The sequence below is a fragment of the Nocardioides pollutisoli genome, from assembly GCF_040045055.1.
GTDB classification, from domain to species: Bacteria; Actinomycetota; Actinomycetes; order Propionibacteriales; family Nocardioidaceae; genus Nocardioides; species Nocardioides tweenelious.
Genome location: NZ_JBDZDU010000002.1, coordinates 189,236 through 211,150 on the forward strand (window position 1 = coordinate 189,236; position 21,915 = coordinate 211,150).

General features: G+C 70.6%; 22 protein-coding genes, 1 tRNA gene and 1 pseudogene. 10 read left to right on the forward strand and 14 right to left on the reverse strand.

Annotated features, from left to right (window positions below; genetic code table 11):
• Positions 1 to 21 precede the first annotated feature (21 nt).
• Positions 22 to 1,458 (forward strand): GuaB1 family IMP dehydrogenase-related protein, encoded by a 1,437-nt coding sequence (locus tag ABLE68_RS18980; RefSeq protein ID WP_348873492.1) that lies wholly within the window; start codon positions 22 to 24, stop codon positions 1,456 to 1,458.
• A 1-nt stretch (position 1,459) separates the two neighbouring features.
• On the opposite strand, the gene ABLE68_RS18985 is transcribed toward ABLE68_RS18980, so the two are convergent.
• From ABLE68_RS18985 to ABLE68_RS19010, 6 genes are all read right to left on the reverse strand, one after another.
• Positions 1,460 to 3,109, reverse strand: a complete 1,650-nt coding sequence (locus tag ABLE68_RS18985; RefSeq protein WP_348873493.1) for a BCCT family transporter — start codon at positions 3,107 to 3,109, stop codon at positions 1,460 to 1,462.
• Between the two features lie 89 nt (positions 3,110 to 3,198).
• Positions 3,199 to 3,792 (reverse strand): LysR family substrate-binding domain-containing protein, encoded by a 594-nt coding sequence (locus ABLE68_RS18990; protein WP_348873494.1) that lies wholly within the window; start codon positions 3,790 to 3,792, stop codon positions 3,199 to 3,201.
• An 8-nt stretch (positions 3,793 to 3,800) separates the two neighbouring features.
• On the reverse strand, positions 3,801 to 4,064 hold the full coding sequence (locus tag ABLE68_RS18995; protein WP_348873495.1) for a GlsB/YeaQ/YmgE family stress response membrane protein: 264 nt from the start codon (positions 4,062 to 4,064) through the stop codon (positions 3,801 to 3,803).
• Positions 4,065 to 4,080: 16 nt separating this feature from the next.
• On the reverse strand, positions 4,081 to 4,797 hold the full coding sequence (locus ABLE68_RS19000; RefSeq protein WP_348873496.1) for an FAD-binding oxidoreductase: 717 nt from the start codon (positions 4,795 to 4,797) through the stop codon (positions 4,081 to 4,083).
• Complete coding sequence (locus ABLE68_RS19005; protein ID WP_348873497.1) at positions 4,794 to 5,405, reverse strand: sulfite oxidase-like oxidoreductase; 612 nt, start codon at positions 5,403 to 5,405, stop codon at positions 4,794 to 4,796. Before ABLE68_RS19005 ends, ABLE68_RS19000 begins: the two co-directional genes overlap by 4 nt.
• Positions 5,406 to 5,497: 92 nt before the next feature.
• The gene (locus tag ABLE68_RS19010) at positions 5,498 to 6,721 is read right to left on the reverse strand and encodes a hypothetical protein (protein ID WP_348873498.1); all 1,224 of its coding nucleotides are present in this window, start codon (positions 6,719 to 6,721) and stop codon (positions 5,498 to 5,500) included.
• An 88-nt stretch (positions 6,722 to 6,809) separates the two neighbouring features.
• Between ABLE68_RS19010 and fadD1 the strand changes: the two genes are divergently transcribed.
• Both fadD1 and ABLE68_RS19020 read left to right on the forward strand, forming a co-directional pair.
• Complete coding sequence (gene fadD1, locus ABLE68_RS19015) at positions 6,810 to 8,399, forward strand: fatty-acid--CoA ligase FadD1 (RefSeq protein WP_348873499.1); 1,590 nt, start codon at positions 6,810 to 6,812, stop codon at positions 8,397 to 8,399.
• Positions 8,400 to 8,454: 55 nt separating this feature from the next.
• Complete coding sequence (locus ABLE68_RS19020) at positions 8,455 to 9,912, forward strand: LCP family glycopolymer transferase (RefSeq protein ID WP_348873500.1); 1,458 nt, start codon at positions 8,455 to 8,457, stop codon at positions 9,910 to 9,912.
• A gap of 13 nt (positions 9,913 to 9,925) precedes the next feature.
• Here the strand turns inward: ABLE68_RS19020 and ABLE68_RS19025 are convergent, their stop codons facing one another.
• Positions 9,926 to 11,611 carry a CHAP domain-containing protein gene (locus ABLE68_RS19025; protein ID WP_348873501.1) on the reverse strand — a complete coding sequence of 562 codons (1,686 nt, stop codon included), beginning with the start codon at positions 11,609 to 11,611 and terminating at the stop codon, positions 9,926 to 9,928.
• 182 nt (positions 11,612 to 11,793) lie between these two features.
• Between ABLE68_RS19025 and ABLE68_RS19030 the strand changes: the two genes are divergently transcribed.
• Positions 11,794 to 12,672 (forward strand): alpha/beta hydrolase family protein, encoded by an 879-nt coding sequence (locus tag ABLE68_RS19030; RefSeq protein ID WP_348873502.1) that lies wholly within the window; start codon positions 11,794 to 11,796, stop codon positions 12,670 to 12,672.
• Here ABLE68_RS19030 and ABLE68_RS19035 read toward each other — a convergent pair.
• A complete protein-coding gene (locus tag ABLE68_RS19035; protein WP_348873503.1) occupies positions 12,656 to 12,841 on the reverse strand; it encodes a hypothetical protein in 186 nt (61 codons plus the stop codon). The genes ABLE68_RS19030 and ABLE68_RS19035 overlap by 17 nt on opposite strands.
• Before the next feature lie 264 nt (positions 12,842 to 13,105).
• On the opposite strand from ABLE68_RS19035, the pseudogene ABLE68_RS22335 reads away from it, so the two are divergent.
• A pseudogene (locus ABLE68_RS22335) lies at positions 13,106 to 13,396 on the forward strand (Hsp20/alpha crystallin family protein); the annotation flags it as partial.
• 141 nt (positions 13,397 to 13,537) lie between these two features.
• On the opposite strand, the gene ABLE68_RS19040 reads toward ABLE68_RS22335, so the two are convergent.
• From ABLE68_RS19040 to ABLE68_RS19050, 3 genes are all read right to left on the reverse strand, one after another.
• A complete protein-coding gene (locus ABLE68_RS19040; protein WP_348873504.1) occupies positions 13,538 to 14,236 on the reverse strand; it encodes a DUF4389 domain-containing protein in 699 nt (232 codons plus the stop codon).
• A gap of 106 nt (positions 14,237 to 14,342) precedes the next feature.
• Positions 14,343 to 14,549, reverse strand: a complete 207-nt coding sequence (locus tag ABLE68_RS19045) for a hypothetical protein (protein ID WP_348873505.1) — start codon at positions 14,547 to 14,549, stop codon at positions 14,343 to 14,345.
• 478 nt (positions 14,550 to 15,027) lie between these two features.
• Positions 15,028 to 15,113, reverse strand: a tRNA-Leu gene (locus ABLE68_RS19050).
• A 78-nt stretch (positions 15,114 to 15,191) separates the two neighbouring features.
• On the opposite strand from ABLE68_RS19050, the gene ABLE68_RS19055 reads away from it, so the two are divergent.
• On the forward strand, positions 15,192 to 16,529 hold the full coding sequence (locus ABLE68_RS19055; protein WP_348873506.1) for a M20/M25/M40 family metallo-hydrolase: 1,338 nt from the start codon (positions 15,192 to 15,194) through the stop codon (positions 16,527 to 16,529).
• Between the two features lie 94 nt (positions 16,530 to 16,623).
• Here ABLE68_RS19055 and ABLE68_RS19060 read toward each other — a convergent pair whose 3' ends face one another.
• Together ABLE68_RS19060 and ABLE68_RS19065 are read right to left on the reverse strand one after the other, a co-directional pair.
• Positions 16,624 to 16,815: a DUF5703 family protein gene (locus ABLE68_RS19060; RefSeq protein WP_348874382.1), complete on the reverse strand. Its 192-nt coding sequence runs from the start codon at positions 16,813 to 16,815 to the stop codon at positions 16,624 to 16,626.
• Between the two features lie 76 nt (positions 16,816 to 16,891).
• The gene (locus ABLE68_RS19065; protein WP_348873507.1) at positions 16,892 to 17,839 is read right to left on the reverse strand and encodes an aldo/keto reductase; all 948 of its coding nucleotides are present in this window, start codon (positions 17,837 to 17,839) and stop codon (positions 16,892 to 16,894) included.
• A 120-nt stretch (positions 17,840 to 17,959) separates the two neighbouring features.
• Between ABLE68_RS19065 and ABLE68_RS19070 the strand changes: the two genes are divergently transcribed.
• Entirely contained in the window at positions 17,960 to 18,787 is an 828-nt protein-coding gene (locus tag ABLE68_RS19070; RefSeq protein ID WP_348873508.1) for an undecaprenyl-diphosphate phosphatase, read from the forward strand.
• Positions 18,788 to 18,818: 31 nt separating this feature from the next.
• Here the strand turns inward: ABLE68_RS19070 and corA are convergent, their stop codons facing one another.
• On the reverse strand, positions 18,819 to 19,790 hold the full coding sequence (gene corA / locus ABLE68_RS19075) for a magnesium/cobalt transporter CorA (protein WP_348873509.1): 972 nt from the start codon (positions 19,788 to 19,790) through the stop codon (positions 18,819 to 18,821).
• A gap of 32 nt (positions 19,791 to 19,822) precedes the next feature.
• Here corA and ABLE68_RS19080 point away from each other — a divergent pair, with 32 nt between their 5' ends.
• The 3 genes from ABLE68_RS19080 to ABLE68_RS19090 are packed head-to-tail and all read left to right on the forward strand — an operon-like array spanning position 19,823 to position 21,901.
• Positions 19,823 to 20,554 carry a histidine phosphatase family protein gene (locus tag ABLE68_RS19080; RefSeq protein ID WP_348873510.1) on the forward strand — a complete coding sequence of 244 codons (732 nt, stop codon included), beginning with the start codon at positions 19,823 to 19,825 and terminating at the stop codon, positions 20,552 to 20,554.
• A gap of 10 nt (positions 20,555 to 20,564) precedes the next feature.
• A complete protein-coding gene (locus ABLE68_RS19085) occupies positions 20,565 to 21,140 on the forward strand; it encodes a DUF3090 domain-containing protein (protein WP_348873511.1) in 576 nt (191 codons plus the stop codon).
• Entirely contained in the window at positions 21,137 to 21,901 is a 765-nt protein-coding gene (locus ABLE68_RS19090) for an SCO1664 family protein (protein WP_348873512.1), read from the forward strand. Before ABLE68_RS19085 ends, ABLE68_RS19090 begins: the two co-directional genes overlap by 4 nt.
• Positions 21,902 to 21,915 lie beyond the last annotated feature (14 nt).

Below are 21,915 nucleotides of genomic sequence, written 5' to 3' on the forward strand. Positions count from 1 at the left end.
GGAACCGTAGACTGCGGCAACGTGCAGTTCCTCGACGGCCTCGTGCCCACCCACGACCTGACCTACGACGACGTCTTCATGGTGCCGCGGCACTCCGCGATCGCCAGCAGGTACGACGTCGACCTCTCCGCCGACGACGGGACCGGCGTGACCATCCCGCTGGTCGTCGCCAACATGACGGCGATCGCCGGCAAGCGGATGGCCGAGACGGTCGCCCGACGCGGTGGTCTGACGGTGATCCCGCAGGACATCCCGGCACACGTGGTCGCCGATGTGGTCCGCTACGTGAAGTCGCGGCACCTCGTCTTCGACACCCCGATCGAGCTGCGCCCCTCTCAGACCGTCGCCGAGGCCCTCTCGCTGATCCCGAAGCGCGCCCACCGGGCCGCGGTCGTCGTCGACGGGGGCAAGCCGATCGGTGTCGTGTCCGAGGCCGACTGCGCCGAGGTCGACCGCTTCGCCCAGGTGCAGCACGTGATGCGCCGGCCCGAGGTCGTGCTCCAGGAGGACGCCGACCCGCGGGCCGCGTTCGAGGCGCTGGACGCCGCGCACGCCGCACTCGCCGTGGCGGTCGACGGCGACGGCGACCTGGTCGGCGTCCTCACCCGCACGGGCGCGCTGCGCGCGACCCTCTACGACCCGGCGGTCGACGCCACCGGTGGGCTCCGGATCGCCGCCGCCGTCGGCGTCAACGGCGATGTCGCCCAGAAGGCCCAGGACCTCCTCGACGCGGGCGTCGACTGCCTCGTCGTCGACACCGCGCACGGCCACCAGGACCGGATGCTCGAGGCGCTGGCCGCCGTCCGCAGTCTCGACCCGCAGGTCCCGGTCGCCGCGGGCAACGTCGTCTCCGCCGAGGGCACCCGTGCCCTGATCGAGGCAGGCGCCGACATCATCAAGGTAGGCGTCGGGCCGGGCGCGATGTGCACGACCCGGATGATGACCGGCGTCGGTCGACCGCAGTTCTCGGCCGTCCTCGAGTGCGCCACCGAGGCCGCGAAGCACGGCAAGCACGTCTGGGCGGACGGCGGCGTACGCCACCCCCGCGACGTGGCCCTCGCGCTCGCGGCCGGCGCCTCCGCCGTGATGATCGGCTCCTGGTTCGCCGGCACGCACGAGTCGCCGGGCGACCTGATGCTCGACTCCGACGGCCGCGCGTTCAAGGTCTCCTTCGGGATGGCGTCGGCACGCGCGGTCGCCAACCGGACCAGCACCGAGTCGGCCTTCGACCGTGCTCGCAAGGGGCTCTACGAGGAGGGCATCTCCTCGTCGCGGATGTACCTCGACCCGGCCCGTCCAGGCGTCGAGGACCTGATCGACCAGATCTGCTCGGGTGTGCGGTCCTCCTGCACGTACGCCGGAGCCGGCACGCTCGCGGACTTCCACGAGCGTGCCGTCGTCGGCGTGCAGTCGGCGGCCGGGTTCCACGAGGGCCGGCCGCTGCCCGCGGGCTGGTGACCTAGGCCGAGGGGTCCTTCTCGACGGAGATCACGAAGTCGTCACCGTGCTCGGTGACGCCTGCGACGACCGCCGCCTCGACCGCCTCCGCGGCGTACCTCTTGCGCACCATCATCGGGTCGCTGCGCAGGTCCTTCACCAACGAGACGGCGAGCCCGATCATCACCACGACGAACGGCAGCGCGGCCACGACGGTGATCGTCTGCAGCCCGGTGAGGGCGTCGGAACCGCCGACCAGCAGCATCACCGCGGCGACGGCACCGGTGGCGACACCCCAGAAGACGACCGTACGGCGGGAGGGCTCGAGCGTCCCCCGCTCGGAGAGCGTGCCCATCACGATCGAGGCGGCGTCGGCGCCGGAGACGAAGAAGATCGCCACGAGCACCATCACGACGACGCTCGCGACCGTCGAGATCGGGTAGGCCTCGAGGGTCGTGAACAGCTGCGACTCGATGCCGCCTGCGCCGGCGATGTCCGTCCCGGTCTTCTGGAGGTCGATCGCCGCACCTCCGAAGATGCAGAACCACACCAGGCTGACCAGGCTTGGCACGAGGAGCACGCCGGTCACGAACTGACGGATCGTGCGGCCGCGGGAGATGCGGGCGATGAACATGCCGACGAACGGGGTCCAGGAGATCCACCAGGCCCAGTAGAAGACGGTCCACGACTGCAGCCAGGAGCTCGTCTCCGAGCCCTCCGCGCCGGTGCGGGCAGACATCATCGCGAGGTCCTGGAGGTAGCTGCCGAGCGACGTCGGCACCAGGTTGAGGATGAAGATCGTCGGGCCGAACACGAAGACGAAGAGCGCCAGCGCGAGCGCCAGCACCATGTTGATGTTGGAGAGCAGCTGGATGCCCTTGGCGACGCCGGTGACGGCCGAGAGGATGAACGCGGCGGTCAGCACCGCGATGATCCCGATCAGGATCCCGTTGCCGACCTTGCCGATCCCGCCGACGATCTCGAGGCCGCTCTGGATCTGCAGCGCGCCGAGACCGAGCGAGGCGGCCGAGCCGAAGAGCGTGGCGAAGATCGCCAGCATGTCGATGACCTTGCCCCAGCCGCCGTTCGCACGCTTGCCGAGCAGCGGCTCGAACGCCGCGGAGATCAGCTGCACCCGGCCCTTGCGGTAGGTGCCGTAGGCGATCGCCAGGCCGACGACGGCGTAGATCGCCCACGGGTGCAGGGTCCAGTGGAAGAGCGTGGTGGCCATCGCGTGCTGGGTGGCCTGCGGGTTGCCCGGGTCGCCGGTGCCGGGAGGCGGGGTGGCGAAGTGGGTGATCGGCTCGCTGACGCCGTAGAACATCAGGCCGATGCCCATGCCTGCGCTGAACATCATCGCGACCCAGGAGACCGTCCTGAACTCGGGTTCCTCGTCGTCGCGCCCGAGCGGGATGTTGCCGAACCGGCTGGCGGCCAGCCAGATCACGAACACCACGAAGGCGCTCGCGGTGGTCACGAACAGCCAGCCGGTGTCGCGCATCACCCAGGTGAGGGCGTTGCCCGACGCGGTGGCGAGCGAGTCGGTGCTGAGGAAGCCCCAGACGAGGAAGGCGACCGAGACCGCCGCGGTCACGCCGAAGACGACCTTGTCGAGGCCGCGCTCGGGTGCCGCTTCCTCGACGGCCTGGTCGAGCGCCGGATGGTCGGTCACGGGTGGAGAGGTCGGATCCGTGGGGCGTCGTTGCATGGTGGTCACCCGGTCCGCCTACCCACCTCGCCGCGTCTTACCCGTGAGGGGACTCACCCTCGTGAGCTGCGCTCCGACCGTCCTCGGACGATGCCGATGAACCGCTGGACCCACGGGTCCTCGTTGTCGACGAGCCAGGCCAAGCCGATCTGGGTCGGCGGCAGGTCGGTGACCACGCGGTACGTCGCGTCCCTGCGGTGGTGGAGGCGCGCGATCGACATGGGTACGACGGCGACGCCGGTGCCGCTCGCCACCACCTCGACAGCGTCGGCGACCGACATCGCCGGCCACGCCAGCTGCTCAGCGGTCGGCGTCCACCCGGAGCGCTCCGGGATGACCAGCTGCTCGTCGGCGAGGTCCGCCGTCGTCACCTCGTCGGCGAGGGTCAGCAGGTGCTCGGCGCCCATGACGGCAACCGGGAGCTCCTCGTAGAGCGGGATCAGGTGCAGGCCGTCCCGATCGACGGGCAGGCGCACGAGCGCCATGTCGAGCGTGCCGGCGCGGATCCGGTCCTCCTGCTCGGCCTCCTCGAGGGGCACCAGCTCGAGCTCGTCCCGGGCGAAGCGCTCGCGCCAGGTCCGCGCCCACTTGTCCGGCGTCGCACCGGTGACGAATCCGACGCGGAAGTGGCCGAAGGCCTCACTCAAGGGTGGGCTCAGGCCGTCTTCGAGCGGCCGGCGAAGTAGCGCCACAGGGCGGTCACGATGACGGCGCCCAGGATCGAGCCGATGATGCCGCTGGCGCGGAACTCGATCCCGTCACCCGCGATCAGGCTGAAGATCAGACCACCGACGAAGGAGCCGACGAGGCCGGCGACGATCGCCATGGTCCAGTCGATGCTGCCGCCGGACCGGCCGAGGATGAGCTGGGCCGCGGCGCCGATGAGCATGCCGAAGAGGATGATGCCAAGGATGAGCATGGCCCTGATCCTAGGGCTACGAGGTCTCCCCGAACTGCTCCACCCGGATCGTGTCGGTCCGGACGCCGGATTCCTGCAGCAGCCGGGTCGCGAACGACGCGAAGCCGACCGACCCGCAGACGTAGGCGCGCTCGGCTCCCTCGACGTACGCACCCATCTCGTCGGGGTACGGCGGGTGCGCGACCCGGTCGCCGTGGTTCTCGCGGGTCAGCGCGATGAAGGCGCCGTACTTCTCCAGCTCGGCGGCGTAGGGGAGTGCCTCCCAGGAGCGGGCGACCACGACCACCCGGAGCTTGTCCTGGATGCCCATCCGGGTGGCGTAGCGCGTCATCGCGACGATCGGGACCACCCCTGACCCACCGGCGACCGCCACCGCGGGCACGTCGCCGTCCCACACGAACCACCCACCGATCGGCCCGCGCAGCTCGAGCTCGTCGCCGACCTCGGCGACGTCGTGCAGGAAGCCCGACACCTCGCCGCCGGGCAGGCACTCCACCATCAGCTCAAGCAGCGGGTCGTCCGGGTCGCTGGCGATCGAGTAGGACCGCTGGGCCGTGTAGCCGTCGGGCGCGCGCAGGCGTACGACGTAGTGCTGCCCCGGGAGGTGGTCGACCCGGTCGTCGACGTGGAAGCGCAGCCGGACCAGGGTCTCGGTGGGCTTGTCGATCTCGATGATCCGCCCGGTGGTCCAACCGCCGGCCGGGGCGCTCTCCGGCAGGGGAGTGGCCGTCACGGATCGCCCTGGTAGCGCTGCTCGAGCCAGGGGTCGCCGCGGTCGTGGTAGCCGTTCTGCTCCCAGAAGCCGGGCCGGTCCTTGGCCATCAGCTCGAGGCGGGTGACCCACTTCGCCGACTTCCAGAAGTAGAGGTGGGGGACCAGCAGCCGCACCGGGCCGCCGTGGCCGCGCGGCAGCGGCTCGCCGTTGTAGTCCCAGACGACCCAGGCCTTGCCGCCGGTGACGTCCTCGAGCGGCAGGTTGGTCGTGTAGCCGGTGGTGGAGTGCGCCATCACGAAATGGGCGTCGGCGGTCGGTCCCGCCGCCTCGAGCAGCGTGTCGACGCTGACACCGGCGAAGGTGACGTCGAACTTGGACCAGGTGGTCACGCAGTGGATGTCGCCGAAGTACGTCGAGCCCGGGAGCGCGTGCATCTCGCGCCACGACCAGGTCTGCGGGCTGTCGACGAGACCGTCGACGGTCATCGACCACTTCTCGGGGTCGAGGTTCGGCGTCGCCTCCGCGGTCAGCGTCGGCCAGGAGCTGCCGGTGTCGTACTGCCCGGGTGGAAGACGGTCGGGACGTGACGGCTTGCGCTTCCCGATGAACCCTCGCGTGATGGCCACGCTCCCAAGTATGACCGGAGTTCCGGTGGTTGAGGAGGTTGCGCTGGCAACCGTCTCGAAACCCCCGCAGCCGACGTCACCTCGGCGGGAGGTCAGAGCACCGTGATGGGAATGGACTTCCTACCCTCGAACTCGAACGTCGCTCCGGTGCTGAAGCGGGTCACCGCGACCTCGCCGAGCTCGGGTGCCGGCTCGTCGCGCCGGACGAGCGTCGCGGTCCACGAGTCGGGGCCACCCGTGACGTCGACGTCCAGGTGCGGGTCGACCGCCCGCACAGCCGCCTGCAGGGGCCGCGTCTCGTCGGGACCGCAGAGCGCGACCCACGCGCCGTCGGCCGTCGCGTCCGAGGGCTCGACAGTGAGGGAGTAGCCGTCCAGCGACGCCTCGACGTACGCCGCGGGGTTGAGCAGCGGATGCAGCTCGAGCGTCCGGAGCGCACCCTCGGCGGTGTCGGGCAGGCCGAGGGCGCGGTGGATCCGCTCGCCGGCGATGCCCGCGATGCCGATCAGCTGCTTGGTCGCGATCTCGGTCGCCTGGGCGGCGTCGCTCGACCGCTGGCGGACGGCGTGCACGAAGGAGAGGTTGAGCAGGTGCATCTGCAGGCAGACCTCGTCCGCGATCCGCACCAGCGCCGAGTGGGAGAAGGCGCCGAAGTCGACGTCCGCGACCAGGTCGCCGGAGTAGTCGGCGGCGCCCTCGTCGGCCGGGTCGATCGGGTCGAGCTCGACCACCGCGGCGCGGGTCTTCTCGATGACGTAGTAGGGCGCGAGCGGGGTGACCTCGGGGTGGGACTCGTCGATGACGACGGTCCAGGCGCAGTGCGGCGTACGACCGGCCGGCGACCTCGGCGGCCGGTGGACGGGTCGCACCTGGGCCTTCGGGTTCGTCGCGACCGCGGTGGCGTCGAAGGTGGGGTCCTCGATGTCGTGGCACATGGAGCGCACGTAGTCCTCACCCATCGGCTCGACGTCCATCAGGGCACCGCAGTGGTCCAGGTGGAAGGTCCCGTGCCACCGGTCCTGGACGTCGTAGCGGAAGTCCATGAACTGCGGGGGAGCGCCGATGTCGAGCTGCAGGCCCTTGAAGATGGTGAAGATGTCCGTGCCCTCGTACCTCAGGGCCTTCTGCATCCGGCGGGTGTAGATCGGGCTCGACCCCGCCCACTCCTCGATCGCGACCTGCGCCATCTCCTCACGGCCCCACGCCGAGATGCACCACGCCATCCCGGAACGGTCGATCAGCTGACCGATGAGGAGCAGCTCGGGGACCAGGGTGGCGAGCTCGGAGCGGGTCAGGCTGGAGTAGCGGCTGGGCATGGTGTCTCCTGTGCTCAGAAGTAGAACGTGTTGCAGACTAGAGGATCGTCGCCTAGTTTGACGCGCGTCAACTATTCGAGGAGGACCCGTGGCTGAGACCGTCCAGCAGCTGTTGCGCGAGCGTGCGGAGGATGACCAGCCGGGCATCCTGTACGGCGACCAGGCCTGGTCGTGGCGCGAGTACGTCGCCGACTCGGAGACGGTCGCGGCTGCGCTCATCGAGATCGCGGACCAGGGTCGGCCGATGCACATCGCGAGCCTGCTCGGGAACACCCCGGACATGCTCCGGATGATGGCGGCCGCGGGCCTCGGCGGCTACACGCTCTGCGGCATCAACAACACCCGGCGCGGGGAGGGCCTGCTCAAGGACATCCGCCGCGCGGACTGCCAGGTGCTCGTCACCGACGCGGAGCACCGGCCCCTGCTGGACGGGTTGGACCTGACCGGCGTCCGCGTGCTCGACACGTCGACCGACGAGTGGGCGCAGCTCATCGCGGGAGCCGGTGCTCTCACGCCGTACCGCGAGGTCGAGGCGATGGACACCTTCATGATGATCTTCACCTCGGGCACGAGCGGCGACCCGAAGGCCGTGCAGGTCAACCACCTGATGGTGCTCTTCTCCGGCCTCAACCTGCAGGGCCGCTTCGAGCTCGGCACGAGCGACGTCTGCTACGTCGCGATGCCGCTCTTCCACTCCAACGCGGTCGTCGCGGGCTGGAGCCCCGCCGTCTGCGCGGGCGCTGCCATCGTCCCGGCCAAGTTCAGCGCGTCGCGGTTCCTCGAGGACGTCCGCCGCTACGGCGTGACCTACATGAACTACGTCGGCAAGCCCCTCGCCTACGTCCTGGCGACCCCCGAGCTCCCGGACGACGCCGACAACACCCTGCGCGTCGCCTTCGGCAACGAGGCCAGCGACCGCGACATCGACGACTTCAGCCGCCGCTTCGGCTGCGACGTCTGGGACGGCTTCGGTTCGACCGAGCTCGCCGTGATCATCACCCGCGAGCCCGGCACCCCGGTGGGCTCCATCGGCAAGGGCTTCGACGGGGTCGCGATCTACAACTCCGACACCGTCACCGAGTGCGCGGTCGCGGTCTTCGACGAGAACGGCGCGCTCGCCAACGCCGACGAGGCCACCGGCGAGCTGGTGAACACCCAGGGCGCCGGCTACTTCAACGGCTACTACAACGACAAGAGCGCGAACGACGAGCGGATGCGCCACGGCATGTACTGGTCGGGCGACCTCGCCTACCGCGACGCCGACGGCTGGATCTACCTCGCCGGCCGCACCGCCGACTGGATGCGCGTCGACGGCGAGAACCTCGCCGCCGCCCCGATCGAGCGGATCTTCCTCCGGCTGCCGGCGGTCAACCGGATCGCGGTCTACGCCGTCCCGGACGAGCACGTCGGCGACCAGGTGATGGCGGCCATCGTCCTCCAGGACGATGCGACCCTGTCGCCCGCGGAGCTCGAGGAGTTCCTCGCGGCGCAGCCCGACCTGTCCGCCAAGGCCTGGCCGCGCTACGTCCGGCTCGCGACCGACCTGCCGAGCACGGCGACCAACAAGGTGCTCAAGCGCGAGCTGGCCGCCGAGGGCGCGACCGCTGGCTCCGGCGTGTTGTGGACCCGCGACGCCCGCGGCACGGCGTACTCCTCGACGTCCGAGGTTCCCGCCTGAGGCTGCGCCTTCCCCGGTAGGCTCCGCGCAGGATTTCCGGCGCGGAAGGGTGCGGATGTCGGGATCGGTCGGCTCGAGCGCGCCCCAGGCACGTCATCGGGCGCCACGTCAGCGTGGCTTCCGGCGCGCCCGGACGCTCGCCGGCGCGCTCTGCGTGACGCTCCTGGGCGCGGCCGTCCCCGGCGCGGGCTACCTGTGGACCCGCCGACGGCTCGGGTGGTTCGTGCTGGTGCCCTTCCTGGTCGCCCTCGCAGCAGTCGGCTACTACGCCCGCGATTGGCGCGACCACATCGACTTCGCGTTCGACCCCACCCGGCTGCGGATCACCGGTGCCGTGATCGGCGTGCTCTTCGTGGTCTGGGCCTTCACGGTCGTGACGACGTACGTCATGGCACGGCCGCTCGGCATGACGCGACTCGAGAAGGGGCTCGGCGTAGTAGTGGTCGCGCTGCTGTGCGTCCTCGTCGCGCTCCCGGCCGTGCAGAGCGTCCGGCTGGCGAACACGCAGGCGGGCTTCGTCGCGGCTGTCTTCGACGACGAGAAGACCGCGACCATCCCCGAGCACGTGACCGAGGAGGACCCGTGGGCCGGCCGGGACCGGGTCAACGTGCTGCTGCTCGGCGGCGACGGGGGAGTCGGGCGCACCGGCATCCGGACGGACTCGGTGATCCTGCTCAGTATGGACACCCACACCGGGAAGTCCGTGATGTTCAGCCTGCCGCGCAACATGATGAACGCGCAGTTCCCGGCGGACAGCCCGTTGCACGAGGCCTTCCCCGACGGCTTCCGCAGCACGGACCCGGACGCCGACGCCGGCAACTGGATGCTGAACGCCGTCTACAGCCAGGTCCCCGCGCTCTACCCGCACATCCTGGGCGCGTCCGAGAACGAGGGAGCTGACGCGGTGAAGCAGGCCGTCGCCGGGAGCCTCGGGGTCGATGTCGACTACTACCTGCTGATCAACCTGCTGGGCTTCCAGCAGCTCGTCGACGCGATCGGCGGCGTGACCGTGAACATCAACGAGCCGATCGCGATCAACGGCAACACCGATGCCGGCATCCCGCCCACCGGCTACCTCCAGCCCGGCCCCGACCAGCACCTCGACGGCTTCCACGCCCTCTGGTACTCCCGCGGACGCTGGGGGTCCGACGACTACCAGCGCATGCTGCGGCAACGCTGCATGGTCAACGCGATCGTGGCCGAGGCGGACCCGCTCACGGTGCTCACGCGCTACCAGGCGCTCGCCAAGGCGGGCCAGGAGATCCTGCGCACCGACATCCCGCGCAAGCTGATGCCGGCGTTCGTCGACCTGGCCCTGAAGGTGAAGGACACGAAGATGAAGTCGGTCGCCTTCGTGTCCTCCGACAAGTTCTTCTCCGGGGACCCCGACTACCCCTGGATGCAGTCGGTCGTCGCGAAGGCTCTTGGCCCGCACCAGCCGCACGCGCCGAAGGACGACGCCGGCACCGCCGTCACCGCCAACGACGCCTGCGGCTACCACCCGGTCAGCTGAGAACGGCTGAGGGTCAGGGCATCCAGAGGGAGCCGTCGCGGGTGGCCCGCTCGACGGTCGGGCTGCCGGTGTAGGTCAGGTGGACCGTGCGCTGGCCCTTCGGCAGGTCACGGACGCTGACGTGGGCCTTGCCGTGGTTGAGGGTCAGGACCTGGCGGAAGCCGCCCTGCACGCGGACCACGACGCTGCCGGTGACCTCGTCGACGTCAGGGGCCGTCACCGTGATCACGAGCCGGACCCGGTGCTTGAGCTTGGTGCGCTCCATGACGATGTGCGGCGCGGAGCGGACGAGCGTCGTGGCAGGAGCAGTCAGGGTCGTGGCCTGGTAGCCGGCCCGCGACAGGGTGACCTGGGCCGACATCCGGTGGCCGAGGTCGAGCGCCGTGAGGACGTACGTCGGGCCGGTGGCGTTGAGGACGGGCTCGCCGTCCCGCAGCCACTGCACGGCGACCTGGACGTGGTCGTCGGACGGCCGGTAGGCGCCCTCGTCGAGGGTGAGCGTCTCGCCGAGGCGCGGCGTGCCGCTGATGCTGGGCTCGCGGTCGACCTTGAAGACGCCGGGAGCGACCTGCGCGGAGCCCGTCGTCGTGACGGTGACCGGGTCGTAACCCGCCCGGGTGGCGGTGACGGTCGCCGTGATGACGCGGTCGACGAGGTCCGGCCCGAGCGCCAGCGTGGAGCCGGTCGCGCCGTCGATCGCGACGCCGTCGGCGTACCACTGGAAGGCGAGCTTGTCGGGGGCCGGGTCCCAGGTGCCGGAGTCGAGCGTGAGCGTCTGCTCGACCTGTGCGACGCCGCCGAGCGTGGGCGCGGTGTCGTTGGAGATCACGCCGGGCAGCACGACCGCGGTGGGCGCGGACGTCGCGGAACGGGTCGGGTAGCCGAGCTTGGTGGCGGTGGTGGTGACCGTGAGCACCTGGCCGATCCGCTTGCGGCCGATCGTGAAGGTCGCGCCGGTGCCCTTCTTGATGGGCTGCCCGTCGGCCTTCCACTGGTAGGAGACCTTGGCGTCGGTGGGCTTCCACGTGCCGGGTGTCGCGGTCAGCTGCGCGCCGACCTTGGCGATGCCGTCGACGGTCGGCGCGGTCTTGTTGACCAGCGTCTGGTCGTTGAAGTGGATGAAGCCGCTCGGCCAGTTGCCGCTGCTGCGGGTGATCGTGGCCCACGAGAAGTCGCCGTTCCAGCTGTCCTGGGACACGATCACCTCGTCGGCGGAGACGACCTGCTCGACGTACGCGACGTGGCCGGCCGACCCGGCGGGGCCGGTGTTGGCCTTCCACCAGGCGACCGCGCCGACGTGCGGGACGTCGTCGGTGATCTGGGGCATCGACGTGCCCCAGTAGGTCGCGTTGCCGCCGCCCGACCACGGGCGCTGGTTGGGCAGCCCGCTGTGGACCATCCGGTAGGCCGCGTAGTTGGTGCAGTTGTGGCCGGAGTACATCCGCCAGTACATCTTGTCGTTGGCCGAGGCGTAGCCCGCGTTGCCCATCCCGGCGTCCTTGCAGTCCTGGTAGCCGTAGCAGAGGTAGGAGCTGCGCTTGAAGACGGTCTTGGTCGGGGTCTGGTCGGCCTTCGTGTGCGTGACGGGCGCCGGGACCGCGGCCGTTGCCGGTGTTGGGGCAAGCACCAGCACGCCCAGGACCAGGCCACCCGTCAGGGCAGCGGTCACGGGCGCGAGCAGGCGATTCCGCAGCGACACGGGTGGGAGTCTAGGGACACGAGACGGCTTATGGGAACGTTGTTGCGAAAGTTGTCAAGCAACACGCCGAACTTCAATAGTAAAATTACAGCGATGTGATTCGGCCTGTGCAGGATCCGGGACCAAGTCCTCTGGCCCCGGGCTGCGGGTCCCGCGAGCCTGGATGCGGGAGGTGAGGATCGGTGGCCAGAAGCCCCGGGGTACGACGTACGGGCATCATCGCGCTCGCGCTCCTGGTGGTCGGCGTCGTGGCCTGCGCCGGCCCGACGTCCGACTCCGACACGTCACCCGAACCCTCCGGGGCGCCTCCGGGCGGGAAGGTGGTCGAGGTGGAGTACGCGCCGGGCCTGACCGAGGAGCTCTACCTGCCTGCGCGTCAGGGGCGCGTTCCCCTGGTCGTGATGGTCCCGGGCGGTGGTTGGGCGACCGCCGACCCCACCGGGTTCGGAGGCCTCGCGTCGGACCTCGCGGCCCGCGGTGTCGCCGCAGCCCCGACCCACATCCGGTCCGCCGAGGACGAGGTCGTCTACCCGACACCGGTCGAGGACATCCTGTGCGCCACGGCGGCGGCTGTCGCCGAGCTGCGTGCGAGAGGTCGCGTCGCCAGGCCCGTGGCGGTGCTCGGGCACTCGTCGGGGGCGCAGCTGGCGGCCCTCGCGGTGCTGGCGCCAGGTGACTTCTCACCGACCTGCGACGCCCCCTCGGTGGAGACGGAAGCTCTGGTCGGGCTCAGCGGGCCCTACGACATCAGCCAGGTGCCGGACCTGGCGGCGACCCTGATCGGCTCGACGCCCGACGAGGACGCCGCGACGTGGGAAGCGGCCAACCCCGTGCTCCGGGCAGCGGAGCGTCCCGAGGTGCCGGTCCTGCTGCTGCACGGCGACGCCGACGCGGTGATGCCGGTCTCCTTCACCACGCAGTTCGCCGAGGCGCTGAAGGACGAGGGTCACCCGACCACCGTCGACATCGTCGACGGGGCGGACCACGACACCATCTACACCGCAGCGAACGCGGGCGAGCGCGTCGCTCAGTGGCTCGCCGGCCTCACTGCTGCCCCGTGACCACTCCGAGCAGCGCGTGCACGAGACGCACGAGCACGGTGCCGATCAGTCCGCCGGTGGACACACCGACGGCGACGAGGAAAAGGACCGTGGCCACGGATCCCAGCCACGGGTGCCTCTCGAGGAACCCGAACGAGCCCGGGCGACTCGGCGGGGTGATCGTGCTCATGGTGCAAGAGTCCTGGGGGTGCCGCGCGCGCAGCAGGGTCGACGGCCACGTCGTCGTAGGACCATGGACCCGGACCTCGACCGCCGCGCGTGCCACGCGCGCTCAGATGCCGTGGGTCGCAGGGAGTGATGACCTTCTCCTCTGTGCGCATCCTCGGCAGCGCGCTGTGCTGGAGGTGTCACAGGCACAGGAAGGAGAGTCACAGTCATGACTACTGCAGTTCAGCGCAACGGCCAGTCGCTGGTCGGCGAGCTGATGAGCTGGATGGGATCGGTCACCGATCCCGACATCCGGATCGAGGAGTTCGTGGAGGACGGTCACCGGGTCGTGCGCGCCGACATCCCTGGTGTGGACCCGGCTCGGGACCTCGACCTCGTGGTCGAGGGGAACGTCCTGCGGCTCCGCGGTGAGCGTCGGGCCGAGGAGCACGACACCCACCACACGGAGATCCGGTACGGATCGTTCGAACGGATCATCTCCCTGCCTCCGGGCACCACTCCCCAGGACGTCACCGCCGAGTACGTCGACGGCGTCCTGACGGTCACGATGCCGGCCGAGGCTGCGGTCAGCACCGCCAAGATCCCGGTCCGGCACCGCGAGCTGCCCGCCGAGCAGGCACCGACCAGCGACAGGTCCACGTGCCACGGCCCCCTCCTGCAGGAGGGGGCCGTGACGCGTCCGGTGACCGGTCAGCGCTCAGCCGTCGCCGGCGGCCAGCGGGCCGGCAGCCTGCGGGTCGGTGCCTCCGAGGTCCAGCCGGAACGGCGGGTAGTCGTCGGTCATCAGCGCCGCATAGGCGGCCACGCGCAGCGCCCACCGGTTGATCCCGAGCACCAGGTCGAAGATCGACCGCGGGTAGCGACCCGAGAAGAGCAGCCCGAGGGCGGCGAAGAGCACGAGCAGCCCGAGCAGGCCCGAGCTCCACAGGGCGGGCGAACCCGAGTCGGCCGTGCGCCCGCCGAGGTAGACCCCGCCGTTGAGGAGCACGCCGAGGACGAGGTAGTGCGGGATCGCCAGCAGCCACCACTTGACCAGCACCAGACCGCGCGACAGGTGCTCGGGGTAGGAGATGTCGAGCCGAGCGGGGTAGTCCGGCACGTCGGCCAGGGTGAACGGGGGATACCGGTCGGTCCCGAGCGCCCCGTACGCGTAGAACGACACGCGCCAGGTCCACCGGAGGACGCCGAGGTTGAAGTCGAAGATCGCCCGCGGGTAGCGGCCCGTGAACAGGATCGCGAAGAACGCGACGATGCTCGTGGCGACGAAGGCGATCCAGAGGAAGAACAGGATCACGTAGTGCGGCAGGGCCAGCAGCCACTTGAACAGCCACAGCCAGCGCCTGAGGTGGGTGTCGAGGAGTCCGTCCACGCGGACCGGGTACGTCGTCGTGCTCATCGTTGCCTCCCGTCGGATCGCGGAACTCCAGCGTCGTCCGTGGGGGCGTGAGGTGGGCAGGGCCGAAGGTCCGCGATCGCATGGACGCTCGGTCCGAGCGGGGAGGTCAGTCCCGGCGGGGCCAGGGTCCGGCGAGCGAGCAGGCGACGAGTGAGCCGAGCTCGAAGGCCCAGGACTCGAGGCAGTTCACGCAGGTGAACACGACGTCGTCCTCGCCGCTGACCGGCCGCAACCGGTACGAGCCGCAGGCCGGGCAGGTGCGAGGCGACGCGAGAGTGCTGGCGATGTCGATGTCGAGTGATTGCAGCTTCATACCTCGAGGCTTCCCCTCGACGTCCGCGCCGGGTGAGAGCGGAAGGTCCCCGAGCTGCCAGACGAACGTCCCGGCTGGCCTGGCCCAGAGACACCGGACCAGAGTCCGTGCCGGTCGGGTCGCGAGGCTGGACCCATGGGAGGACAGCACGTGCCCGTCACGTCGGCCCCAGCCCCGACCACGGCCTCTGCGGAGCCGTCACCCGAGAGTCGCTCGCGGCGGCGCAAGCCCGGCACGCCGACGTGTCGATGGAGCTGTCCGCCGGGCGCTTCACGGCGATCATGGGGCCGACACCACGCTGACGGCTACCGGGGGGGGGCCACGCTCTCCGAGCACGACCCCCGCGACGTTCCCGAGGTCGGCGACGAGCTCCTGCAGACGGCGGTCGCGGACGTCGAGCGCATCTCCGGTGCCTGAATGCGCAGACATGCAAGAAGGGCACCTTCTCCGGAATCTGGAGTCGGTGCCCTTCGCTGTGTGTCCGAGGGGGGACTTGAACCCCCACGCCCTAATACGGGCACTAGCACCTCAAGCTAGCGCGTCTGCCAATTCCGCCACCCGGACGAGTGCGGTGGAACAGTAGCAAAGGTGACGGGCAATCCTCACATCGGGATCGGCCCGTGTGGGTGTCATGCTGGGGCCATGTCGAACGAGTCCCCGAACGTGCCTCCGAACGACGCCCAGGACCCGGCCGGCGAGGTCGTCGAGCTCTGCCGCGAGCTGATCCGGATCGACACCTCCAACTACGGAAGCGAGGACGGACCGGGCGAGCGCAAGGCCGCCGAGTACGTCGCCACGCTGCTCGACGAGGTGGGCATCGAGTCCCGCCTCATCGAGTCGTCGCCGGGACGCACCTCGGTGGTCGCCCAGTGGGGTGGGACCCCGTCCTCGCGGACCGACGGGCTGCTCCTGCACGGTCACCTGGACGTCGTACCTGCCGCCGCCGAGGACTGGCAGGTCGACCCCTTCTCCGGCGAGGTCCAGGACGGCTACGTGTGGGGCCGCGGGGCGGTCGACATGAAGGACTTCGACGCGATGCTGCTCAGCGTCGTGCGCGACCGGCAGCGGACCGGGCGGGTGCCGGAGCGGCCGGTCACGCTCTGCTTCACCGCCGACGAGGAGGCGGGCGGCCACCTCGGCGCGCAGGTGCTCGTCGAGGAGCACGCCGACGAGCTCGCCCACTGCACGGAGGCGGTCGGTGAGGTCGGAGGCTTCAGCGCGACCGTCCGCGGTCGCCGCGTCTACCTGATCGAGGCCGCGGAGAAGGGCATGGCCTGGATGCAGCTGACCGCCCGTGGTCGCGCCGGGCACGGCTCGATGATCAACCGCGAGAACGCCGTGACGTCGCTGGCCGGCGCGGTGGCCCGGATCGGTGCCTACGACTGGCCGGTGCGGCTCACGCCGGCGATGCGCACGCTGCTGGCGGCCGTCGGCGAGCTGGCGGGCACCGAGGCGACACCGGAGAACGCCGAGGCGCTGGTGTCGGAGTTCGGGGGAGCGGCTCGGATGATGGGTGCCGTCATCCGCAACACCTGCAACCCGACGATGCTCGGGGCCGGCTACAAGGTCAACGTCATCCCGACCGAGGCGACTGCGCACATCGACGGACGCTTCCTGCCGGGCTACGAGGACGAGTTCTTCGCGACGTTGGCCGAGCTGGTGGGCGACGACATCGAGATCGACTACGTGAGCCACCAGCAGCCCTGGGAGACGCCGTACGACGGCGACCTGGTGGACGCGATGACCCGCTCGATCCTGGCCGAGGACGACGAGGCGATCGTCGCGCCGTACCTCATGAGCGGCGGCACCGACGCCAAGCACTTCCGCAAGCTCGGCATGAGCTCCTACGGGTTCGCGCCGCTGCGCCTGCCCGCCGACCTCGACTTCACCGCGCTCTTCCACGGTGTCGACGAGCGGGTCCCTGTCGACGCCCTGGAGTTCGGTGCGCGGGTCTTCGACCGGTTCCTCGACCAGGTCTGAGCGGCTCTCGCGGTTGCGGATTGGTCACCAACCGCAAGGTGGAGCGCTCCCAGGTTGCGGTTGGTGACCAAACCGCATGCCGGCGGCCGGTGCGTTACAGGTAGTACCAGGGCTGCTGCTGGCGGATGATCTTGCGGCGCAGGACGACCCGGCGGGTGCCGTCGGGGCCGATCCGGACCCGGTCGAGCTCCCAACCGCCGTGCTCGGCGCGCTCGACGAGCAGCTTGCGGACGACGTTGCGGGAGTACTCCCGGGAGAAGGTCACCTTGTCGAACTCCCACTCCACCCCGCGGGCGGGCGGTCGACGCTGCTCACGGCTCACGAGCGGCTCCTCATCGCAGGACTCTTCACATCTGGATGGGTCAGTCGGCGGACACGTCGTCGAGAGCGGCGGTGATCTCGGCGGGCAGGGAGAGCTCCTCGACGCCGAGCGCGCCGCGCAGCTGTGCCGCGGTCCGCGCGCCGACGATCGGAGCGGTGACGCCGGGCCGGTCCCGCACCCAGGCGAGAGCGACCTCGAGGGTCGACCACCCGAGGCCCTCGGCGGCGCGGGCGACGGCCTCGACGATGCCGGCGGACCGCTCGTCGAGGTAGGGGCCGACGAAGTTGGCGAAGTGCGTCGACGCACCCCGGGAGTCGGACGGCGTGCCGGTGCGGTACTTGCCGGTCAGGACGCCCCGGCCGAGCGGCGACCACGGGAGTACGCCGAGGCCCAGTGCCGCGGCCGCCGGCAGCACCTCGACCTCTATCGCGCGGTTGAGGAGGGAGTACTCGACCTGGGTGCACGCCAGCGGCGAACGCCCCGGGACGGCCCGCTGCCACGTCTGCGCCTGGGCGGTCTGCCAGCCGGTGTAGTTGGAGATCCCGACGTACGACGTGCGCCCGCTGTCGACGGCGCGGTCGAGGGCCGCGAGGGTCTCCTCGATCGGGGTGTCGTCAGACCAGATGTGCACCTGCCACAGGTCGACGTGGTCGGTGCCGAGGCGCGCCAGCGACGCGTCGAGGGTGGCGAGCAGGTGACCGCGCGAGGTGTTGTACTCGCGACCGCCACGCCGCGCGGAGATCCCCGCCTTGGTGGCGAGGACGATCTCGTCGCGGGCGACGACGTCGCCGATGAGGGTGCCGATCAGCTCCTCGGACGAGCCGTTGCCGTAGCCGGCCGCGGTGTCGACCAGGGTGCCGCCGGCCTCGGCGAAGGCGATCAGCTGGTCGCGCGCCTCGTGCTCGTCGGTGTCGCGTCCCCAGGTCATCGTGCCCAGGCCGAGCCGGGACACCGTGAGGCCGGTCGAGCCGACACGCCGCTGCTGCATGGAGAAGAAGGTAGCCAAGGCCACCACGTACGACGGAGTCGGCTCGCCGGTCACGTCGCGTGCAGGTTCGACCCCGTAGGCTCGCGTCCACGCCGACCCGACCCACCCGAAAGCGAGTCGATGGACTACTTCGACGCCATCGTCCTGGGCATCGTCGAGGGGCTCACCGAGTTCCTCCCCATCTCCAGCACGGGACACCTGACCATCGCGGAGAAGGCCCTCGGGCTCGATCTCACCGACCCCGCTGTGACCGGCTACACCGCCGTCATCCAGATGGGTGCCATCGCGGCGGTGATCGTCTACTTCGCCCAGGACATCTGGCGGATCGCCCGTGCCTGGTGCGTCGGCCTGGTGAAGCCGGAGTACCGCGGCCAGCTCGACCACCGGATGGGCTGGTACGTCATCGTCGGCACCATCCCGGTCGGCATCGCCGGGCTGCTGTTCAAGGACCTGATCACCGGAGACCTCCGCTCGCTGTGGGTGGTCGCGGTGGCGCTGATCGCCTGGAGCGGCGTGATGTGGGCCGCCGAGCGGGCGGGGCGCCAGGACCGCTCCGAGCGCGACCTCACCATGCGCGACGCGATCGCGGTCGGCCTGATCCAGGTCGTCGCGCTGATCCCGGGCGTCTCGCGCTCCGGCGCCACGATCTCGGGCGGCCTCTTCCGGGGGCTCGACCGCGTCACCGCGACCAAGATCAGCTTCTTCTTCTCGATCCCGGCGCTCGTGGCGGCCGGGATCTTCGAGCTGCCCGACGCGATGAGCGGCGACATCCCGCTGGGCGTGGCGCTGGTCGGCATCGTCACCGCGTTCGTCGTCGCCTACGCGACGATCGCCTGGCTGCTCCGCTTCGTCGCCGGGCACGCGATCACGTGGTTCATCCCCTACCGGGTCGGCCTGGGCGTGCTGCTGCTCGTGCTGCTCGGGACCGGCGTCGTGTCGGCGACCTGACCCGCCACCGGCTCAGAGCCAGCCCGGACTTTCAGAGCCAGCCGGACTTCTTGAACAAGGCCCACAGACCCACGACGGTCAGGGCCATCAGGAGCAGCGCGAACGGGTAGCCGTAGGTCCACCCGAGCTCGGGCATGTGCCGGAAGTTCATGCCGTAGATCCCGGCGATCAGCGTCGGGACCACGACGATCGCCGCACCGGCCGAGATCTTGCGCATGTCGTTGTTCTGCTGCACCGAGATCTGCGCCAGGTGGGCGTCGAACGCGGTCGACAGCAGCGAGTCGAGGGAATCGACGGTCTCGGCCGCGCGGGCCAGGTGGTCGGAGACATCGCGGAAGAACGGCGCGGCCTTCTCGGGTACGGCGGGCAGGTCGCCGCTCGCGAGCCGCAGCACCGGGTCCCGCAGGGGGAGCACGGCGCGGCGTACCTCGGCGAGCTCGCGCTTGAGCACGTAGATCCGCGCGGAGTCGTTGGTGCGCTGGTTGGAGAAGACGGACTCCTCGATCTCGTCCACGTCGATGACCAGCTCGTCGACGACGTCGAGGTACTCGTCCACCACCCGGTCCATCACGGCGTACAGCACGCCGCCCGGTCCGTGGCTGAGCACCAGCTGGTTGGACTCCAGCTCGCTGCGGGCGGTGTGCAGCTCGTTGCCCTTGCCGTGGCGGACGGTGACCACGAAGTCGTCACCGACGAACATCGCGATCTCGCCGGTCTCGACGGCGTCGTCCTCGTCGACGTACCAGAGCGTCTTGAGCACCAGGAAGACCATGTCGCCGTAGCGCTCGAGTTTCGGACGCTGGTGTGCCTGGACCGCGTCCTCGACCGCCAGCGCGTGCAGCCCGAAGGACTGCGCCATGTCGTGGATCTCTTCCTCGGTCGGCTCGTACAGGCCGACCCAGACGAAGTCGTCGGGTCCGGTCGCCTGGGCACGCATCGCCCGCCAGTCGGAGCCGGCCTCGGCACGCTTGCCGTCACGGTAGAGCGCGCAGTCGACGATCACGGGGTCACCGTAGTCCCACTACAGTCGCCGCCATGGCAACGGTGATCCTGGTCCGGCACGGACGTACGACGGCCAACGCGTCCGGCGTCCTCGCCGGACGGACCGTCGGCGTGCGTCTCGACGAGACCGGCGCGGGCCAGGCGACGCGGACCGGGGAGCGGCTGGCGGTCGCTCCGCTCGTCGCCGCCGTCACCAGCCCGCTGGAGCGCTGCCGCCAGACGACCAAGGCCATCCTGGCCGCGCAGCCGAACGCCCTGCGCGCGCAGACCGACCGGGGCCTCACGGAGTGCGACTACGGCGAGTGGCAGGGACGGCCGCTCAAGGAGCTCGCCAAGGAGAAGCTCTGGGCGACCGTCCAGGCACAGCCCTCGGCAGTGACCTTCCCCGGTGGTGAGTCGATGGTCGCGATGCAGGCGCGCGCCGTGTCCGCCGTACGCCGTCGCGACGCGCTCATCGAGGCCGAGCACGGACCCGGGGCGGTGTGGCTCGCGGTCAGCCACGGCGACCTGATCAAGTCGATCCTCGCCGACGCGCTGGGGATGCACCTCGACCTCTTCCAGCGGCTCCACGTCGACCCGGCCTCGGTGTCGATCATCCGCTACACCGCGACCCGGCCCTACGTGCTCGCGACCAACACGCATGCGGGCGACCTGTCCTGGCTGGCCCCGCCACCGGCGAAGAAGGCCGGCACCAAGACGCGTCGGAGCCGTCGTACGGACGACGCCGCGGTCGGTGGTGGCGCAGGCCCTTCGGCCACCGCCTAGGGTGACTTCCATGCCTCTCGTCCACGGATTCGACCCTCCGGAGCGGTTCGTCACGGGCACCGTCGGGCCGCCCGGACAACGGACCTTCTTCCTCCAGGCGCGCTCCGGTGCGCGGGTGGTGAGCGTCTCGCTCGAGAAGCAGCAGGTGCAGGCCCTCGCGGAGCGCATCGACGAGCTGCTCGACGAGATCATGGCCAGCACGCTCAGCGACTCGGTCATCCCCGCCGTCGCCCCGCTCGGCCTCGACGACAGCGACCCGCTCGAGCAGCCGATCGAGGAGGAGTTCCGCGCCGGCACCATGACGCTGTCCTGGGACCCCGGTGACGAGCGCATCGTGATCGAGGTGTTCCCCTACACCGAGGCAGCGGTGGTGTCGCCGGAGCAGATCGACGAGGACTTCGAGGAGCCCGAGCCGGACGAGGTCTTCCTGGTCCGGATCCCGCCGGGCCCGGCGCGGGCCTTCGTCAAGCGGGCCGAGCAGGTGCTCGAGGCCGGCCGGCCGAGCTGCCCCTTCTGCGGCAACCCCGTCGACCCGGAGGGCCACCTGTGCGTGCGGGCCAACGGCTTCCGTCGCAGGGACCCGTGACCGCACCGGACCTGGCCGAGGGGGAGCTGGTCCTCCACGGCCGGATCATGCCGGCGTCGAACGCCACCTTCGTCGGCGAGATCGACGGCGTGCGCGTCGTCTACAAGCCGGTCGCGGGGGAGCGGCCGCTGTGGGATTTCCCCGACGGGACCCTCGCCGACCGCGAGCGCGCGGCGTACCTCGTCTCGGAGGTCTTCGGCTGGAACGTCGTGCCCGAGACCTGGCTGCGCGACGGCCCGCACGGCCCCGGCATGGTCCAGCGCTGGCAGGAGCCGGACGAGGAGCAGGCCGCGGTCACGCTGGTCGCCGAGGGCGAGGTGCCCGAAGGCTGGCGGCACGTCTTCGACGGGTTCGACGCGCAGGACCAGCCGATCTCGCTGATCCACGAGGACTCCGCGCCGCTGCGGCGGATGGCGGTCTACGACGTGATCGTCAACAACGCCGACCGCAAGGGCGGGCACGTGCTTGAGATGACCGACGGGCACCGGTACGGCGTCGACCACGGCGTGACGTTCCACACCGACCACAAGCTGCGCACCGTGCTCTGGGGCTGGCTGGGCGAGGCCCTGACCACCGAGGAGTCCGCCGTGGTCGAGGCCGTCCGTGCGGAGGTCGCCGGACAGCTCGGCGACGCACTGGCCCCGCACCTCACCGACCTGGAGATCGAGGCCCTGCTCCGACGGTGCGACCGGCTGGTCGCGAAGGGCTCGATGCCGTTGCCGCGCGGCGAGTGGCCGGCCATCCCGTGGCCGCCCTTCTGACGTGAGTCGATAGT

Coding starts and splice junctions, on each gene's coding strand:
- ABLE68_RS18995 (WP_348873495.1), bottom strand. CDS start 4,064: ATGCTCATCCTTGGCATCATCCTCTTCGGCATGCTCATCGGCGCCGCG.
- ABLE68_RS19010 (WP_348873498.1), bottom strand. CDS start 6,721: ATGCCCAGCCGCTACTCCAGCCTGACCCGCTCCGAGCTCGCCACCCTG.
- ABLE68_RS19020 (WP_348873500.1), top strand. CDS start 8,455: ATGTCGGGATCGGTCGGCTCGAGCGCGCCCCAGGCACGTCATCGGGCG.
- ABLE68_RS19035 (WP_348873503.1), bottom strand. CDS start 12,841: ATGAGCACGATCACCCCGCCGAGTCGCCCGGGCTCGTTCGGGTTCCTC.
- ABLE68_RS19040 (WP_348873504.1), bottom strand. CDS start 14,236: ATGAGCACGACGACGTACCCGGTCCGCGTGGACGGACTCCTCGACACC.
- ABLE68_RS19045 (WP_348873505.1), bottom strand. CDS start 14,549: ATGAAGCTGCAATCACTCGACATCGACATCGCCAGCACTCTCGCGTCG.
- ABLE68_RS19055 (WP_348873506.1), top strand. CDS start 15,192: ATGTCGAACGAGTCCCCGAACGTGCCTCCGAACGACGCCCAGGACCCG.
- ABLE68_RS19065 (WP_348873507.1), bottom strand. CDS start 17,839: ATGCAGCAGCGGCGTGTCGGCTCGACCGGCCTCACGGTGTCCCGGCTC.
- ABLE68_RS19070 (WP_348873508.1), top strand. CDS start 17,960: ATGGACTACTTCGACGCCATCGTCCTGGGCATCGTCGAGGGGCTCACC.
- ABLE68_RS19080 (WP_348873510.1), top strand. CDS start 19,823: ATGGCAACGGTGATCCTGGTCCGGCACGGACGTACGACGGCCAACGCG.
- ABLE68_RS19085 (WP_348873511.1), top strand. CDS start 20,565: ATGCCTCTCGTCCACGGATTCGACCCTCCGGAGCGGTTCGTCACGGGC.